Origin of the sequence: Streptomyces sp. NPDC048604, assembly GCF_043199435.1 — a bacterium.
GTDB lineage: Bacteria > Actinomycetota > Actinomycetes > Streptomycetales > Streptomycetaceae > Streptomyces.
Window position 1 is genome coordinate 98,549 of record NZ_JBICVX010000016.1, and the last position, 16,100, is coordinate 114,648.

The 16,100-nt window shown below is 72.3% G+C and carries 15 protein-coding genes and 3 tRNA genes; 9 read left to right on the forward strand and 9 right to left on the reverse strand.

Annotation, left to right across the window (positions count from 1 at the left end):
* The first annotated feature begins 22 nt into the window (after positions 1 to 22).
* The 4 genes from purD to ACGFMM_RS29015 all read left to right on the forward strand — a co-directional run bounded on the left by purD (position 23) and on the right by ACGFMM_RS29015 (position 6,042).
* The gene (purD, locus tag ACGFMM_RS29000) at positions 23 to 1,273 is read left to right on the forward strand and encodes a phosphoribosylamine--glycine ligase (RefSeq protein ID WP_393649415.1); all 1,251 of its coding nucleotides are present in this window, start codon (positions 23 to 25) and stop codon (positions 1,271 to 1,273) included.
* Between the two features lie 285 nt (positions 1,274 to 1,558).
* Positions 1,559 to 3,313, forward strand: a complete 1,755-nt coding sequence (locus tag ACGFMM_RS29005) for a hypothetical protein (RefSeq protein ID WP_393649416.1) — start codon at positions 1,559 to 1,561, stop codon at positions 3,311 to 3,313.
* Between the two features lie 274 nt (positions 3,314 to 3,587).
* Positions 3,588 to 5,054, forward strand: a complete 1,467-nt coding sequence (locus tag ACGFMM_RS29010) for a N,N-dimethylformamidase beta subunit family domain-containing protein (RefSeq protein WP_393649417.1) — start codon at positions 3,588 to 3,590, stop codon at positions 5,052 to 5,054.
* A 76-nt stretch (positions 5,055 to 5,130) separates the two neighbouring features.
* Positions 5,131 to 6,042 (forward strand): phosphoribosylaminoimidazolesuccinocarboxamide synthase, encoded by a 912-nt coding sequence (locus ACGFMM_RS29015; RefSeq protein WP_393649418.1) that lies wholly within the window; start codon positions 5,131 to 5,133, stop codon positions 6,040 to 6,042.
* Positions 6,043 to 6,089: 47 nt separating this feature from the next.
* Here ACGFMM_RS29015 and ACGFMM_RS29020 read toward each other — a convergent pair.
* The 8 genes from ACGFMM_RS29020 to ACGFMM_RS29055 all read right to left on the reverse strand — a co-directional run bounded on the left by ACGFMM_RS29020 (position 6,090) and on the right by ACGFMM_RS29055 (position 10,685).
* Positions 6,090 to 6,165 (reverse strand) — tRNA-Gly (locus tag ACGFMM_RS29020).
* 22 nt (positions 6,166 to 6,187) lie between these two features.
* Positions 6,188 to 6,796, reverse strand: coding sequence for a response regulator (locus ACGFMM_RS29025; protein WP_393649419.1), 609 nt, complete (start codon positions 6,794 to 6,796; stop codon positions 6,188 to 6,190).
* Positions 6,793 to 8,091, reverse strand: coding sequence for a sensor histidine kinase (locus tag ACGFMM_RS29030; protein WP_393649420.1), 1,299 nt, complete (start codon positions 8,089 to 8,091; stop codon positions 6,793 to 6,795). The genes ACGFMM_RS29025 and ACGFMM_RS29030 overlap by 4 nt, the downstream gene beginning before the upstream one ends.
* Positions 8,092 to 8,135: 44 nt before the next feature.
* The gene (locus ACGFMM_RS29035; RefSeq protein ID WP_393649421.1) at positions 8,136 to 8,903 is read right to left on the reverse strand and encodes an ABC transporter permease; all 768 of its coding nucleotides are present in this window, start codon (positions 8,901 to 8,903) and stop codon (positions 8,136 to 8,138) included.
* Positions 8,900 to 9,856: an ABC transporter ATP-binding protein gene (locus tag ACGFMM_RS29040; protein ID WP_393649422.1), complete on the reverse strand. Its 957-nt coding sequence runs from the start codon at positions 9,854 to 9,856 to the stop codon at positions 8,900 to 8,902. The genes ACGFMM_RS29035 and ACGFMM_RS29040 overlap by 4 nt, the downstream gene beginning before the upstream one ends.
* A gap of 159 nt (positions 9,857 to 10,015) precedes the next feature.
* Positions 10,016 to 10,088: transfer RNA gene (locus ACGFMM_RS29045), tRNA-Gly, on the reverse strand.
* An 80-nt stretch (positions 10,089 to 10,168) separates the two neighbouring features.
* Positions 10,169 to 10,240, reverse strand: a tRNA-Gly gene (locus ACGFMM_RS29050).
* 112 nt (positions 10,241 to 10,352) lie between these two features.
* The gene (locus ACGFMM_RS29055) at positions 10,353 to 10,685 is read right to left on the reverse strand and encodes an Lsr2 family protein (protein WP_393649423.1); all 333 of its coding nucleotides are present in this window, start codon (positions 10,683 to 10,685) and stop codon (positions 10,353 to 10,355) included.
* 317 nt (positions 10,686 to 11,002) lie between these two features.
* On the opposite strand from ACGFMM_RS29055, the gene purS reads away from it, so the two are divergent.
* The 5 genes from purS (at position 11,003) to ACGFMM_RS29080 (ending at position 15,662) form a co-directional block, all read left to right on the forward strand.
* Positions 11,003 to 11,248 carry a phosphoribosylformylglycinamidine synthase subunit PurS gene (gene purS, locus ACGFMM_RS29060; protein WP_393649424.1) on the forward strand — a complete coding sequence of 82 codons (246 nt, stop codon included), beginning with the start codon at positions 11,003 to 11,005 and terminating at the stop codon, positions 11,246 to 11,248.
* Positions 11,245 to 11,925: a phosphoribosylformylglycinamidine synthase subunit PurQ gene (gene purQ, locus ACGFMM_RS29065; RefSeq protein WP_393649425.1), complete on the forward strand. Its 681-nt coding sequence runs from the start codon at positions 11,245 to 11,247 to the stop codon at positions 11,923 to 11,925. The genes purS and purQ overlap by 4 nt, the downstream gene beginning before the upstream one ends.
* Entirely contained in the window at positions 11,925 to 14,174 is a 2,250-nt protein-coding gene (purL, locus tag ACGFMM_RS29070; protein WP_393649426.1) for a phosphoribosylformylglycinamidine synthase subunit PurL, read from the forward strand. The genes purQ and purL overlap by 1 nt, the downstream gene beginning before the upstream one ends.
* Positions 14,175 to 14,281: 107 nt before the next feature.
* The gene (locus ACGFMM_RS29075) at positions 14,282 to 14,788 is read left to right on the forward strand and encodes an ArsR/SmtB family transcription factor (RefSeq protein WP_393649427.1); all 507 of its coding nucleotides are present in this window, start codon (positions 14,282 to 14,284) and stop codon (positions 14,786 to 14,788) included.
* Between the two features lie 43 nt (positions 14,789 to 14,831).
* A complete protein-coding gene (locus tag ACGFMM_RS29080; RefSeq protein ID WP_393649428.1) occupies positions 14,832 to 15,662 on the forward strand; it encodes a M23 family metallopeptidase in 831 nt (276 codons plus the stop codon).
* Here the strand turns inward: ACGFMM_RS29080 and ACGFMM_RS29085 are convergent.
* Positions 15,650 to 16,054 carry a nuclear transport factor 2 family protein gene (locus ACGFMM_RS29085; protein WP_393649429.1) on the reverse strand — a complete coding sequence of 135 codons (405 nt, stop codon included), beginning with the start codon at positions 16,052 to 16,054 and terminating at the stop codon, positions 15,650 to 15,652. The genes ACGFMM_RS29080 and ACGFMM_RS29085 overlap by 13 nt on opposite strands.
* Positions 16,055 to 16,100: the final 46 nt, after the last annotated feature.

Sequence of the window (16,100 nt, forward strand, 5' to 3'; positions counted from 1 at the left end):
CGCGCGGGCTACCCTGGCTGGCGTGAAGGTCCTCGTCATCGGCGGCGGCGCCCGCGAACACGCCCTGTGCCGCTCCCTCTCTCTCGATCCCGACGTCACCGCTCTGCACTGCGCGCCCGGCAACGCCGGAATCGCGGAGGTCGCCGAGGTGCACCCCGTCGACCAGCTGGACGGCGACGCCGTCTCCGCGCTCGCGCGGCAGCTCGGCGCCGACCTGGTCGTCGTAGGCCCGGAGGCGCCGCTCGTCGCCGGCGTCGCCGACGCCGTGCGCGCGGCCGGCATCCCCTGCTTCGGCCCGTCCCGCGAGGCGGCGCAGCTGGAGGGCTCCAAGGCGTTCGCCAAGGACGTGATGGCAGGGGCCGGTGTGCCGACGGCCCGCTCGTACGTGTGCACCACGCCCGAGGAGATCGACGAGGCGCTGGACGCGTTCGGCGCCCCGTACGTCGTGAAGGACGACGGTCTCGCGGCCGGCAAGGGCGTCGTGGTCACCGAGGACGTCGAGCAGGCCCGCGCGCACGCGCTCGCCTGCGACCGTGTGGTCATCGAGGAGTACCTGGACGGCCCCGAGGTCTCCCTCTTCGCGATCACCGACGGCGTCACCGTGCTCCCGCTGCAGCCCGCCCAGGACTTCAAGCGGGCGCTCGACGGCGACGAGGGCCCCAACACCGGCGGCATGGGCGCGTACACGCCGCTGCCGTGGGCGGACCCGAAGCTGGTCGACGAGGTGATGGACACCGTCCTGCAGCCGACCGTCGACGAACTGCGCCGCCGCGGCACCCCGTTCGCCGGTCTGCTGTACGCCGGTCTGGCGATCACCGGCCGCGGGGTGCGGGTGATCGAGTTCAACGCCCGCTTCGGCGACCCGGAGACGCAGGTCGTGCTGGCCCGGCTGCAGACCCCGCTCGCGGGCGTCCTGCTGCACGCGGCGAACGGCACGCTGGAGGACCAGGAGCCGCTGCACTGGAGCGAGGACGCGGCGGTCACCGTCGTCGTCGCCTCGCACAACTACCCGGGGACGCCGCGCACCGGCGACCCGATCGAGGGCCTGGCCGAGGTCGCCGCCGAGGACGCACCGCACGCGTACGTGCTGCACGCCGGCACGAAGCGGGACGGCGAGCGGGTGCTGAGCGCGGGCGGCCGCGTCCTGTCGGTCACCGCCACCGGTACGGACCTGGCGCAGGCCCGGGAGCGGGCGTACGCGGCGGTCGGCCGTATCCGGCTTGACGGTTCGCAGCACCGTACGGACATCGCCCGCAAGGCCGCCGGGGAGTGACGCCGGCGGTCCGGGAACGAGCCTGACCGGGGCGGGAGGGTCGCGCACCGAGAGGTGTGCTTCCCTCCCGCCCCACTGTCATCACCTTTGCCCAAAGCCATTCCATCGAGTGACGACTGAGCCATCCGGATGACGCCCGCCGAAGCCCTTACTAGGGTGCCGCGGAGGCGGTCCGGCACTTGGCCCACCGACATTGCGATGTCGGTGGCGGGTGCCACAGTGGGGGAGTGAGCTACACCGCCACAGGCAGTCCCGACGAGGGTACGAGGGGGGTGAGGTAGGGCCATGTCCGGCATCGGTACCGGTTCTTTCGCGGCAGAGGAGCGGGGTGCGCGCGCCGCGCGCCTGCGCGCCCTCGCCGTTCTGCGCATCCGCTCGTGGGCCACGGCCCTCGCGCTGCTCCCCGCGGCCGCCGCGGTCGTCCTGCTCGCGGCAGCCCCGGCAGGGCATCTCACCGGCGCCGGCTGGGACGCGGTCCGCTGGACGGTGACCGCGGTGGCGGTGCTCGTTCTGCTCGCGGCCGGTGTGGTCGCGCTGGTGATCGCGCGGTCCCGGCCCGCCGTCACGCCGACGGTCGAGCTCGCCGAGTCCGCCGCCCCCGATCTGTACCGGATGGTGCAGGACCTGGCCGACCGGCTCGGGGTCCCCGCGCCGTCCGCGATAGCCCTCACGCCGGACTGCGACAGCTGGCTGGAGGACCGTACGCACCCGGCGCACGGCGGCGGGCGCGGCAACGGGCTGCGCAGATCGCCCGACGCGCCGGTGCTGGTCATCGGCTCGCCGTTTCTCTGGTGGATGAGGGTCGGCGAACTGCGCGCGGTGCTCGCGCCGGTGGTCGCCGGCACGGGGCCGTCCGCGCATCCCGACATAGCCGCGGCCCGGCGCTTCGTGCAGGGCCTGGACGCGGCGGTGGCCGCGCCCCGGCACCCCGGTCTCGACCCGGTCCGCCGGTTCGGCGCGCGCGGGGTCGGCGCGGTCGCCCGGGTGCTGCTGCGCAGCTGCCGCGGTCATGCCGCCGAGATGGAGCGGGGCGTCGCCGCCGCCGCTTCGGAGCGGGCCCAGGCGGTGGACTACGGGGTGCGGATCGTCGCCCAGGAGCAGGTCGGGCTCGCGTACGCGGGCTGGGACCGGCTGCTGACCCGGGTGGCGCTGCCCGCCTGGCGGATGGGCCGCTGGCCCTCCCGGCTGGACGCGGGCGTGGTCTCGGCGCTGACCGAGCTGTCCCGCCGCGACCGGCTGGCGGACAGCTTCACGTCACGGCTCGGCGAGCGCCCGGCCTGCGACCTGCTCGAAGAACCCGGCACCGTCGACGAGGCCGCCTCGCTGCTGGCTGCCCGGCTCTTCCACGGCGGCCCGGCGGAGCCCGGACCCGACTGGTCGCCGGTGGACTGGGAGCAGTACCCGGACGAGGTCGTGGACCGGAAGTGGCGTACGGACGCGGCGCGTCTGCTCGCCGTACTGGACCGGCTCGGTGTCCTGGAGGCGTCCCCGGCCCCCGCCGATGCGGTGGACGGCCCCACCCTGTCCCGGGTCCTGGGCCACCTCTCGACCGCGGGAGGCGCCCAGGGCCCCGCGGACCCGCCCGCCGACGCGCGCCCCGCCGACGCGTCCCCCGTCGATCCGCCTGCCGACGCGCCCCCCGCCGACGTGCTCGCCGCCGCGCTCACCGCCGAGGCGGCGCGGGAGGAGGCCCGCCGGCCCGCCCCCGCGCCCGTCGCCCTGCCCGGCGCACCCGGCTCCTCGCACGCCGTCTCCGGCTACGACGCGCTCCCGCTCTTCCCGCTGCAGCCGCCCCGCACCGGGCGCGAGTTGCTCGCCGATCACGTGACGGCCATGGTCTGCTGCGCCGCGGTCGACACCGCGGGGGCCCGTCCCGGGCTCGACTGGCTGGACGGTCCCGCCCTGTTCCTGGGCGAGGTGCGCCAGTCCGAGCTGGCCGGCTGCGTGCTGACGCTCGTCGAGGACGGCGATCCGGATCCCCTGAAGGCCTGGTTGGCCCGTACCGGTGTGCGGCCGGAGAAGCCCGTCCGGCTGGTCTGAGACCGCGCGAGGACCTCCCCGGGGACCGCATCGGGGCCGCCTCCGCGCTGCCTCCGCCACCCCACCCACCCCTCCCAGATCCGGAAGACCCGCTTCCGTTCTCGTCAATCCGCGACGAACGGTGACGGAGTGCGTGCGTTATGTGATGTGCTGGGTTTCGGCACTGACAACAGATCCGCGCCACCGCTCGCGCCAGGCTCGCGCCAGGCACGCCACGGCGCACGGCAGGCACACACACCACCACAGGCGCGGGGGAGTCGAGGAGGGGCGCATCATGGGGGCGGAGCACATCAGGCGGTGGGAATCAGGAGCGCTCGCCCATGCCGTCACGGATCCCTTCGGACAGGGCCCGCTGCCCTGGCTGCGGGGCAGCGAGCACTACTTCGACGACACCGGCCACGTCGTCCCCTGGTACGCGGACGCCGCGCTAGGCCGGGGAGCGGGCGGCAGCGGCGGCCCGCGCACGGCCGACGACGTGCGCCGTCAGATCAAGGGCTTCGCCTCCAACGCGGCCGTCGCGCCCGGCGAGGCGATCGACTTCCACATCACCGTGGACCCGCCGCAGCAGTTCTCCGTCGACGTCTACCGGATCGGTCACTACGGCGGCGACGGCGCCGCCAAGATCACCACCAGTCCCCGGCTCTCCGGGATCGTCCAGCCGCCGCCGCTCACCGCCGACCGGACGGTCTCCTGCCACCACTGGTGGCAGTCCTGGCGGCTGCAGATCCCCTCGTACTGGTCGGTCGGCGCGTATGTCGCCGTGCTCACCACCTGCGACGGCTACCGCTCCCACATCCCGTTCACGGTCCGCGACGACCGCCCCGCCGACCTGCTCCTCGTCCTGCCGGACGTCACCTGGCAGGCGTACAACCTCTATCCGGAGGACGGTCGCACCGGCGCCAGTCTCTACCACGCCTGGGACGAGGACGGCCGGCTGCTCGGCGAGGAGGACGCGGCCGTCACCGTCTCCTTCGACCGCCCGTACGCGGGCGCGGGCCTGCCTCTGCACGTGGGCCACGCGTACGACTTCATCCGCTGGGCCGAGCGCTACGGCTACGACCTCGCGTACGCCGAGACCCGCGATCTGCACGCCGGCCGCGTCGACCCCACCCGCTACCGCGGCCTGGTCTTCCCCGGCCACGACGAGTACTGGTCCGTCCCCATGCGGCGGACCGTCGAACTCGCCCGCGAACAGGGCACCTCGCTGGTCTTCCTGTCCGCCAACACCCTGTACTGGCAGGTGGAGCTCGCCCCTTCGCCGTCCGGCGCGCCCGACCGGCTGCTCACCTGCCGCAAGCGCCGCGGCCCCGGCCGCCCCGCCCTCTGGCGCGAAATCGACCGCCCCGAGCAGCAGCTCCTCGGCATCCAGTACGCGGGCCGGGTCCCCGAACCGTCCCCGCTGGTCGTGCGGAACGCCGAGCACTGGCTCTGGGAGGCCACCGGCGCAGGCGAGGGCGACGAGCTGCCCGGACTGGTCGCCGGCGAGGCCGACCGGTACTTCCCGCGCACCGCCCTGCCGCCGCACGAGAGCCGCATCCTGCTGGCCCACTCGCCCTACCGCGACGGCGAGGGCGCGCTCCGGCACCAGGAGACCTCGCTGTACCGATCCCCGTCCGGCGCCTGGGTGTTCGCCTCCGGTACCTTCGCCTGGTCGCCCGCGCTGGACCGCCCGGGCCACACCGACCTGCGCGTTCAGCGCGCCACCGCGAACCTCCTGGACCGCATCTGCAAACGGGACTGACCGGGCCCGAGCGGCGGACGCCCTCCGCGATGGGAGAGAATCGGACAGCTCCTGGATCAACCTACGCGGAGGAACCGTGTCCGGATTCGTAGAAAAGCCCGAGCCCGTCCAGGTCCCGGGCCTGACCCATCTCCACACGGGCAAGGTTCGCGACCTGTACCGCGACGAGGCCGGCGACCTCGTCATGGTGGCCAGCGACCGCATGTCCGCGTACGACTGGGTGCTGCCCACCGAGATCCCCGACAAGGGCCGGGTGCTCACCAGGCTCTCCCTGTGGTGGTTCGACCTGCTCGCCGACCTGGTGCCCAACCACGTCCTGTCGACCGAGCTGCCCAAGGGCGCCCCCGCCGACTGGGAGGGCCGCACCCTCGTCTGCAAGTCGCTGGACATGGTGCCCGTCGAGTGCGTCGCCCGCGGCTACCTCACCGGCTCCGGCCTCGTCGAGTACGAGGAGTCCCGCACGGTCTGCGGCCTCGCCCTGCCCGAGGGACTGACCGACGGCTCCGAGCTGCCGGCGCCGATCTTCACCCCCGCCACGAAGGCCGCCGTCGGCGACCACGACGAGAACGTCAGCTACGAGGAAGTCGCCCGCCAGGTCGGCGCGGAGACCGCCGCGCTGCTGCGCCAGACCACCCTCGCCGTGTACGGCCGGGCCCGTGACATCGCTCGGGAGCGCGGGATCATCCTCGCCGACACCAAGTTCGAGTTCGGCTTCGAGGACGGCCCGGACGGCCCCCGGCTGGTCCTCGCCGACGAGGTCCTCACCCCGGACTCGTCGCGCTTCTGGCCGGCCGCCCAGTGGCAGCCGGGCCGCGCCCAGCCCTCGTACGACAAGCAGTTCGTGCGCGACTGGCTGACCTCGCCGGCCTCCGGCTGGGACCGCAGGAGCGAGCAGCCGCCGCCGGCGCTGCCGCAGGAGATCGTGGACGCGACGCGCGCCAAGTACGTGGAGGCGTACGAGCTGCTGACCGGCACGAGCTGGAGCTGACGGACACGAAGAAGCCCCCGGTCGGATCGACCGGGGGCTTCTTCGTATGGAGCGGACGACGAGATTCGAACTCGCGACCCTCACCTTGGCAAGGTGATGCTCTACCAACTGAGCCACGTCCGCATGCGCCGAAGCGCTGCGCCCACTATACCCAACCTTTCGCCCGGGCGAGCCGTACGGCTGTGTGCCGGTTCTCCGCACCGAGCTTCGCGGCGGCGGAGGAGAGGTAGTTCCGGACCGTCCCGGGGGAGAGCGAGACGCGCTCGGCGATCTCCGCGATGGGCGCTCCGTCGGCCGCGAGTTCGAGCACCTCGGCCTCCCGGGCGGTCAGCGGGGAGTCGCCGGCGGAGATCGCGTCGGCAGCCAACTCCGGGTCCACGTACCGGTTTCCGTCCTGTACGGAGCGGATGATCTCGGCGAGCCGCTGGGCGCTGACGGTCTTGGGCACGAAGCCGCGCACGCCGGCCGCGAGGGCCCGCTTGAGGTGCCCCGGGCGGCCGTGACTGGTCACGATCATGGTCTTGCAGCCGGGCAGCCGCTCGCGCAGCGCTGTGGCCACCTTCACACCGTCCGCGCCCGGCATCTGCAGATCGAGCACCGCGACGTCGGGCTCGTGGGCCAGCGCCATCGCGAGCGCCTCCGGCCCGGACGCCGCCTCGGCGACGACCACGAGGTCGTCCTCCAGGGCGAGCAGCGCGGCGAGGGCGCCGCGGATCAGATGCTCGTCGTCGGCGAGCAGCACGCGCACGGTCACCGGGCGGTCTCCTTGGTCGTACGGTCCGACGGCTCCGTCGTACGGTCCGACGGCCGGGGGGCGGGTACGGGCGTGGGCAGCAGCGGCACGCGTGCCGTGACCCGGAAGCGGCCGCCCTTTTCCGGGCCCGCTTCCAGCGTTCCGTTCACCGCCGTCAGGCGCTCCCGCAGGCCGGTGAGGCCGGAGCCGGGGAGACGGGGCGGCAGGGGGGACGGGCGTACGCCGTCGTTCTCCACCTCGAGCAGCACCGCGCCGGACTCCTCGCGCAGGGCGATGCGGCAGTGCTTCGGGTCGCCGTGGCGCAGCACGTTCGTGGTGGCCTCGCGGACCACCCAGCCCAGCGCCGACTGCACCGCGCCGGGCAGTTCGAGCGCGCCGGCCGGCTCCATCGCGCAGGCGATGCCCGCCGCGGCCAGCACGCCGCGCGCGCCCTCCAGTTCCACCCGCAGGTCCGCCTCGCGGTAGCCGCGCACCACGTCGCGCACCTCGCGCTGGGACTCCCGGGCGATCCGCTGCACCTCGGTCATCTGGTCCACGGCGCTCTCCGTACGCCCGCGCCGGGCCAGTTGGACCGCGAGCTCGCTCTTGAGCGCGATCACCGAAAGGTTGCGGCCCATGACGTCGTGCAGGTCGCGGCCGAACCGCAGCCGCTCCTCGGCGACGGCGAGCCGCGCCTTGAGCTCCCGGGAGCGTTCCAGTTCCCAGACGGTCCGCAGCAGCCAGCCGGAGAACCCGAACGCGGCGACCATGAAGCCGCCGCTGAACAGCACCCCGAACACGTACGCCAGCACCTGCGGCCAGGCCAGACCGAGGACGAGGGCCGCGAGTCCGGCCCCGAGACCGGCCGCCAGCGCGACGCCGACCATCTTCCGGGCCGACTTCAGGCACAGCGCGGCCGAACCGAGGGTGAAGGCGGACATGCCGACGACGGTGGCGCCGGCGATACCCGGGTCTCCGAGCCGCTCCGTCGCCTGCAGCGTCATCAGCGTCAGCGACATGGTCGCGGCCAGCCCGACCTGGACGCCCAGGAGCCGTACGGGGCGTTCCCGCCGGTCGAGCTGCCAGTCGAGCGCGCGGGAGCAGAGCACCGCGCACAGCACCGCGTGCACGCCGACCAGCAGCGTGACCGCCACGGCCGGGGCGATGCCGACGTCCCCCTCGGCGTGACTGGCGAGCGGGACCATCCCGATGCCCAGGAGCTGGAACAGGACGAGCAGATGGAAGGTCCACCGCGTGTACAGCTCCACCTTGGCCGCGCTGCTGCGGCCGCTCCACCACCCCGTCAGCCTCGACACGGCCGACCCCCAGTCCTGTTCGGTCCCCTGGCGCCCTGTATCCCCTAGCGCCGCGGTTCCCAGCGGAACCACTTCCGGACAGCAAACACGCTCAGCACGATCCAGGCCACCGTGGTCAGGCCCGCGCCCAGCAGCTCCTTGCCGCCGACCGCGCCGGCGCCCAGCCAGCCGGCCCGGATCAGCTCCATGACCCCGCTGAGCGGGAGCAGTCCGGCGACGGAGGCGACCGGGTCGGGCAGGGTGTCGACGGGGACCATCAGGCCCGAGCCCATCGCGGAGATCAGGAAGAACGGCAGCGTGGTCAGGCCCGCGCTCTCCACGGAGCGGGTGATCACGGTGGTGACGGCGGCCGCCGCGACGAGCAGCACGATCCCGCCGAGGACTCCGGCGAGCAGCAGGTCGGGGCGGCGCGGGGCGCTCGCTTCGAGGACGGTGGGGCCGAGCGCGGTGAGGATCGCGCACTGGACGAGGGCGATCACGGAGGCGGGCAGCGCGCCGCCGGCCAGGATCTCGGCGTCGCGGGCCTCGCCGCTGCGCAGCCGCTTGAGGACGAGTTCCTCACGGCGGGCGACGTAGGTGGAGACGAGGCTCATGTAGACGACGAGGACGAGGACCATCCCGGTGCCGCCGACCAGGGTGGCTCCGGCGATGCCCATGGGGAGGTCGCCGTCGAGGTTGGTGAGGGAGGAGCGCAGCAGGAAGATCATCAGCACCGGCATGAGCACCGCGATGAAGAGGTTGTTCCTGTTGCGCGAGAGCAGGGTGAGCTCGGCCCGGCCGAGGGCGGTCAGGCGCGCGGCGGTGGCGTTCATCGGGCCTCTTCCAGGTCGGTGTCGTGGTCGGTGTCGTGGGAGGTGTGGCTGTCGTCGTCGGCGCGCGAGGCGATCTCCAGGAAGGCCTCCTCCAGCGAGGCGGAGCGCGCGTCGAGCCCTTCGAGCCGTACGCCGGCGTCCGCGGCCCAGCCGAGCAGCTCGGCGAGCGCGTCCTGGAGTTCGTGCGTACGGATCTCCACGCGCCGCCCGTCGGCGGCGGCCCGCAGGCCGAGCGGCAGCCGCTCGTGGCCCGTGCCCTCGGGCAGGGTGAAGCGGATCCGGGCTGGCCGGGCGGCGGTGACCTCGGCGGGCGTGCCGGCGGTGACGATCCGGCCGCGGTGCATGATCGCCAGCCGGTCGGCGAGGGACTCGGCCTCCTCCAGGTAGTGCGTGGTGAGGAGCACGGTCGCGCCGCTCTCGCGCAGCCGGTGGACCAGTTCCCAGGTGTCGCGGCGGCCCTCGGCGTCCAGGCCGGTGGTCGGTTCGTCGAGGAACAGCACCTCGGGCCGGCCGAGCAGGGCGAGCGCCAGGTCGAGCCGGCGGCGCTCGCCGCCGGAGAGCTGCTTGATCCGGACCCGGGCGCGGTGGTCGAGGCCGACCATGTCGAGGGCCTCGCCGGCGGGCCGGGCGTTCGTGGTGCAGCCGGCCCACATGCGTACGGTTTCGGCCACGGTCAGATCGGAGGGGAAGCCGCCCTCCTGAAGCATCATGCCGATCCGGGGGCGTACGGCGGCCCGCTCGGCGTACGGGTCGTGGCCGAGCACCCGCACGGTGCCGCCGGTCGGCCGGGCCAGCCCCTCCAGGAGCTCCACGGTGGAGGTCTTGCCGGCTCCGTTGGTGCCGAGGAGCGCGAAGATCTCGCCCCGGGGCACGGTGAAGGAGATCCCCCGCACGGCCTCGAAGCCGCCGGAGTAGGTCCGGTGGAGGCCGTCCGCCTCGATCACGTCTGTCATGTGCACCAGACTCCCGGCGGAGGAAGCCGCTCGGCAGTGCGCGCTGTCACGACTGCTCATGACAAATGTCATCAAGGCCGATCGCGGCCGATCGGGGCGGACCAACACGCGGGCGCACGGCAAAGGCCCCGGTTCGATGAACCGGGGCCTTTTATCCCGAGCGGACGACGAGATTCGAACTCGCGACCCTCACCTTGGCAAGGTGATGCTCTACCAACTGAGCCACGTCCGCATTGCTCCCGACCGGCTCTCACCGGGCGGTGCGAGCACCACTCTACCTGATCCACCGGAGTGGTCGGTATCACGATGCAGAGCGGGTGACAGGAATTGCACACTGCGCCTTCCCCCTGGAAGGGGGCTGTTCTACTACTGAACTACACCCGCACGCTGCGTGAGGTCCGGCCTGTCGGCCTCGCCCCTCGGCGTGATCCAGACTTTAGCCGATCGGCGGGGGTGGATGGCAAATCGCTTCCTGGCTGCCCGTCAGTGCCGGGGGTCAACTGGCCTCGCGGAACGCCTCGTAGACCCGCTTGGGGATGCGTCCGCGGGCCGGCACCTCCATCTTGTGGGACTGCGCCCAGGCGCGTACCGCCGCCGGGTCGGGGGCCAGCGCCGTCACCGTGCGGGGCTTCGCGGCCGCGCCGGAGCGGCCGGCGCTCTGCTTTCGGCCGGCTGCCACGTAGGGCGCCAGGACCTTGCGCAGTTTCTTTGCATTGGCGGGATTGAGGTCGATCTCGTACGTCTTACCGTCGAGGCCGAACGTGACCGTTTCCGCCGCTTCTCCGCCGTCGATGTCATCGAAGAGCGTGACCACTACGCGCTGCGCCACGGATATCGGTCCTTTCCTGCGGTTCGTCGCGTCCTGCCTGCCTGTTGGGCGTGCTTGACATGCGGCGATGCCGGATTTTCCGGCTGTTGAGGGGCAATGCTGCTTTCCCCTGCATTCCTTTGTACAGCGGTCGGCACGGCATCGTGAAGCCCCGGCAATTCCATCAGCGTGTCACGTCGTCGGCAATGGGGGACGCGATTTTTCACATGGATTTTTCCTGGAGGTCTTTGTGTGCTCCTCCAAAAGTCTACTCGCGTAGAATTTGGAGGCAGGTACGCTGAGGGAACCGCCCACGCAACACACCACCGGGAGTGCCAGTGGCACGCGTCGTAGTCGACGTCATGCTCAAGCCGGAGATCCTCGACCCGCAGGGGCAGGCGGTGCACCGTGCACTGCCGCGCCTCGGATTCCAGGGGATCGCCGACGTCCGTCAGGGGAAGCGCTTCGAGCTCGAGGTGGAGGGTCCCGTCGACGACGCCGCCCTCGCCCGCATCCATGAGATGGCCGAAACCTTCCTCGCCAACACCGTGATCGAGGACTTCACCGTGAAGGTGGAGTCGTGACCTCTCGCATCGGAGTCGTCACTTTCCCTGGGACTCTCGACGACCAGGACGCTCTGCGCGCCGCCCGCCTCGCGGGCGCCGAGCCCGTCTCGCTCTGGCACCGCGACAAGGACCTCAAGCAGGTCGACGCGGTGGTCCTGGCCGGCGGCTTCTCCTACGGCGACTACCTGCGGGCCGGAGCCATCTCCCGCTTCTCGCCGGTGATGGAGACGATCATCGAGCAGGCGAAGGCGGGCATGCCCGTCCTCGGCATCTGCAACGGCTTCCAGATCCTCACCGAGGCCCATCTGCTGCCGGGCGCGATGCTGCGCAACAACCACCTGCACTTCATCTGCCGCGACCAGAAGCTGCGCGTGGAGAACGCGCAGACCGCCTGGACCGTGGACTACGAGCAGGGCCAGGAGATCGAGGTCCCGCTCAAGAACATGGACGGCCGGTACGTCGCCGACGAGCACACGCTCGACGAGCTGGAGGCCGAGGGGCGGGTGGCCTTCCGCTACCTGGACATGAACCCCAACGGCTCGCTGCGCGACATCGCGGGCATCACCAACGCCGCGGGCAACGTGGTCGGCCTCATGCCGCACCCCGAGCACGCCGTCGAGCCGCTGGTCGGCACCGGCAAGACGGACGGTCTCGGTTTCTTCACCTCGATCCTCAAGAAGCTGGTCAACGCCTGATGAGCCTCGACACCGTCAAGCACGCGAGCGAGACGCCGGACAGCGAGCAGCCCTGGAAGGAGCTCGGCCTCAAGGAGGACGAGTACGCGCGCATCCGCGAGATCCTCGGCCGCCGTCCCACCGGCGCCGAGCTCGCCATGTACTCCGTCATGTGGTCCGAGCACTGCTCCTACAAGAGCAGCAAGGTCCACCTGAAGCAGTTCGGCGAGAAGGTCCCCGCCAACGACGCCATGCTCGTCGGCATCGGCGAGAACGCGGGCGTCGTCGACGTCGGCCAGGGGTACGCCGTCACCTTCAAGGTCGAGTCGCACAACCACCCCTCGTACATCGAGCCCTACCAGGGCGCGGCCACCGGCGTGGGCGGCATCGTCCGCGACATCCTCGCCATGGGCGCCCGTCCGGTCGCGGTCGTCGACCCGCTGCGCTTCGGCGCGGCCGACCACCCCGACACCAAGCGCGTGCTGCCCGGTGTCGTCGCCGGCATCGGCGGCTACGGCAACTGCCTGGGTCTGCCCAACATCGGCGGCGAGGTCGTCTTCGACTCCTGCTACCAGGGCAACCCGCTGGTCAACGCCGGCTGCATCGGCGTGATGAAGCACGAGGACATCCACCTCGCCAAGGCCTCCGGCCCCGGCAACAAGGTGATCCTCTACGGCGCCCGCACCGGCGGCGACGGCATCGGCGGCGTCTCGGTCCTCGCGTCCGAGACCTTCGACGACACGAAGCCGACCAAGCGCCCCGCCGTCCAGGTCGGCGACCCGTTCCAGGAGAAGCTCCTCATCGAGTGCACCCTGGAGATCTTCAAGGAGAAGCTCGTCGCGGGCATCCAGGACCTCGGCGGCGCCGGGCTCTCCTGCGCCACCTCCGAGCTGGCCTCCGCGGGCTCCGGCGGCATGCGGGTCGAGCTGGACACCGTGCCGCTGCGCGACGCGACGCTCTCTCCCGAGGAGATCCTCATGAGCGAGTCGCAGGAGCGCATGTGCGCGATCGTCGAGCCGCAGCACGTCGACCGCTTCATGGAGATCTGCGAGAAGTGGGACGTCACCGCCACCGTCATCGGTGAGGTCACGGACGGCGACCACCTGGAGATCTTCTGGCACGGCGAGCTGATCGTGGACGTGCCCCCGGGCACCGTCGCCCACGAGGGCCCGACGTACCACCGGCCCTACGCCCGCCCCGAGTGGCAGGACGCGCTGCAGGCGGACGACGCCGGCAAGCTGGCCCGCCCGCAGACCGGCGTGGAGCTGAAGGACCAGGTCGTGAAGCTGGTCTCGTCGCCGAACCAGGCGTCGAAGTCGTGGATCACGGACCAGTACGACCGCTTCGTGCAGGGCAACACCGTGCTCGCCCAGCCCGAGGACGCCGGCATGGTCCGTATCGACGAGGAGACCAACCTCGGCGTGGCCATGGCGACCGACGGCAACGGCCGGTACGCCAAGCTCGACCCGTACACCGGCGCGCAGCTCGCGCTGGCGGAGGCGTACCGCAACGTGGCCGCCTCCGGCGCCAAGCCGCTGGCGATCTCCGACTGCCTGAACTTCGGCTCGCCCGAGGACCCGGGCGTCATGTGGCAGTTCGCCGAGGCCACCCGCGGTCTCGCGGACGGCTGCCTCGCGCTCGGCACCCCGGTCACCGGCGGCAACGTGTCGCTGTACAACCAGACCGGTGACGTGGCGATCCACCCGACGCCGGTCGTGGCCGTGCTCGGCGTGATCGACGACGTCAACCGCCGTACCCCGATCGCCTTCGCGGAAGAGGGCCAGCTCCTCTACCTGCTCGGCGACACCAAGGAGGAGTTCGGTGGCTCGGCGTGGTCCGAGGTCATCCACCAGCACCTCGGCGGTCTGCCGCCGGCGGTGGACCTCGACCGCGAGAAGCTGCTCGGCGAGATCCTGATCTCGGGCTCCCGCGACGGCATGATCGACGCGGCGCACGACCTCTCGGACGGCGGTCTGATCCAGGCGGTCGTCGAGTCCTGCCTGCGCGGCGGCACGGGCGCGCGCCTGGTCGTCCCGGAGGGCCTGGACGCCTTCACGTTCCTCTTCAGCGAGTCGGCGGGCCGTGCAGTCGTCGCCGTCCCGCGCAGCGAGGAGCTCCGCTTCACCGACATGTGCGGCGCGCGGGGTCTGCCCGCCACCCGCATCGGTGTCGTCGACGGCGACGCCGTGGACGTCCAGGGCGAGTTCGCGCTCTCCCTGGAGGAGCTGCGCACCGCGCACGAGGCGACGATCCCGGGCCTGCTGGCCTGACGCATCGCGGTACCGAAGAGGCCCCTGCCGGACGGCGGGGGCCTCCTCGCGTTTCCGCGGGCATCGCACGCTTGCACGGTCTTACGTGATTACGTAATCTCGTATTCATGGAGCTGGAAGAGCGCGTCGCCGAGCTGGAGCGGCGCATGGCGGCCCTGGAGAGCGCCGGGCGCCCGGAGCGCGCGCCCGCCGAGGGCGACTTCTGGGCGCTGGACGGTCTCAAGGCGGAGCTCGCCGAGGCGGGCGCGGCGGCGGAGGACGGCGGGGTGCTGTTCACCGGCGCGGTCCGGCTGCCCACCGCGGAGCGGTACGAGTGGCAGTTCGGCGCGCTCGCCGAGGACCTCCTCGACCGCGACTGGTCCGAGGCCGCCGACTCGTTCGCCGCGCTCGGCCATCCCGTACGCCTCCGGCTGCTGCGGGAGATCCTCGGCGGCCGGCGCACCGCCGCCGAACTGGCGGAGCTGGAGGAGATCGGCACGACCGGCCAGATCTACCACCACCTGCGTCAGCTGACCGCCGCCGGCTGGCTCCACACCACCGGACGCGGCCGCCACGAGGTGCCGGGAGCGCGGGTCGTCCCGCTTCTGGTGCTGCTGACGGCGGCCCGTCCCTGACCGCACACGTCTCAAGGCGCACACGTCTCAGGGGGAAACGTTCATGTCCGTACGCAAGGCCGCGGTGGTCCTCCACCGCGCGCTCTGGCTGCTGTTCGCCGTCCAGGCCGTCGCCTCGGTCGTCGTCGACCTGCCCTACCCGTACTGGGCCGGCTGGCTGCCGGCGCTCGCCGCCGGCGCCCTCGGGCTCGCGCTGATGGCGACCGCGCGCCGGAAGGCCGCCGTCCTGTCGGCGCGCGAGCCGGTCGAGGTGCTGCCCCCGGTCACCGGCCGCTGGTCGGCGCTGAACAGCCCGGCGGACCGTACGCCCAGCCACGGCACCCACCAGTACGGCCAGACGTACGCGATCGACGTCGTCGCGGAGTCCGACGAGCGGCCCCGTCCCGAGTTCGCCGCGTTCTGGCCGGTCATGCGCCCGAGCCGGGACTTCCCCGCGTTCGGCGCACCGCTGCTCGCCGTCGCCGACGGGACCGTCGTACGCGCCGAGGACGGCCAGCGCGACCACCTGAGCCGCAACTCGCTGCCCGCCGTGCTGTACCTGATGCTGGTCGAGGCCGCCGTGCGCGCGATGTCCGGCGCCCGCCGGGTCACCGGCAACCACCTCGTCCTCGACCTGGGCGACGGGACGTTCGCGATGTACGCGCACCTGGAGCAGGGCTCCCTCGCGGTGCGCCCGGGCGACCGGGTCACCGCCGGCCAGGAGCTGGCCCGCTGCGGGAACTCCGGCAACTCCACCGAGCCGCACGTGCACTTCCAGCTGATGGACGGCCCGGACCTGGACACGGCCCGGGGCGTGCCGTTCACCTGGCGCGGCGTGGGGGTGCCGAGGAACGGGGAGACGTTCGAGGCGGGAAGCGCCGCCTACTCGGCCTGACCCCAGAAGGCGTCGGTCTCGTCGATGTCCGCGACGCACTCGTCGACGTCGGCGAACTTGCCTCCGATGAGGGAGACGAAGAGGCCGCCCTTCATCTCGATGCCCCGGTCACCGCGGTCGCCGTGCCACTTGTGGACGGCCATGACATGGCCCCGGCCGTCCGCGAAGAGGTCCAGCAGTTCCACTCGGAAGGTGCCGTGGGTCAGCTCCATGAGCCTGCCGAAGTGGGCCATCACGTTGTCCCGGCCCTTGATGTGCCCGGACATCTGGCTCTCACCGGGCGCGTGGTGCGTGCAGTCGCCCGTCATCAGAGAGGCGACCGTGTCCATGTCTCCTTTGACGAACGCCTCGTAGCCCTTGCGCACCACTGCCGCGTCAGGGTGTTCCGCCATGATCCCTCCACCCCTTCTCGTAGCCCTCTTCCCAGTCTCCGCCGGG

Excerpts from the sequence above, each read along its gene's own strand:
- ACGFMM_RS29085 (WP_393649429.1), bottom strand. The coding sequence starts at position 16,054 with ATGGCGGAACACCCTGACGCGGCAGTGGTGCGCAAGGGCTACGAGGCG.
- ACGFMM_RS29010 (WP_393649417.1), top strand. The coding sequence starts at position 3,588 with ATGGGGGCGGAGCACATCAGGCGGTGGGAATCAGGAGCGCTCGCCCAT.
- ACGFMM_RS29075 (WP_393649427.1), top strand. The coding sequence starts at position 14,282 with ATGGAGCTGGAAGAGCGCGTCGCCGAGCTGGAGCGGCGCATGGCGGCC.
- ACGFMM_RS29005 (WP_393649416.1), top strand. The coding sequence starts at position 1,559 with ATGTCCGGCATCGGTACCGGTTCTTTCGCGGCAGAGGAGCGGGGTGCG.
- ACGFMM_RS29040 (WP_393649422.1), bottom strand. The coding sequence starts at position 9,856 with ATGACAGACGTGATCGAGGCGGACGGCCTCCACCGGACCTACTCCGGC.
- ACGFMM_RS29080 (WP_393649428.1), top strand. The coding sequence starts at position 14,832 with ATGTCCGTACGCAAGGCCGCGGTGGTCCTCCACCGCGCGCTCTGGCTG.
- purL (WP_393649426.1), top strand. The coding sequence starts at position 11,925 with ATGAGCCTCGACACCGTCAAGCACGCGAGCGAGACGCCGGACAGCGAG.
- ACGFMM_RS29035 (WP_393649421.1), bottom strand. The coding sequence starts at position 8,903 with ATGAACGCCACCGCCGCGCGCCTGACCGCCCTCGGCCGGGCCGAGCTC.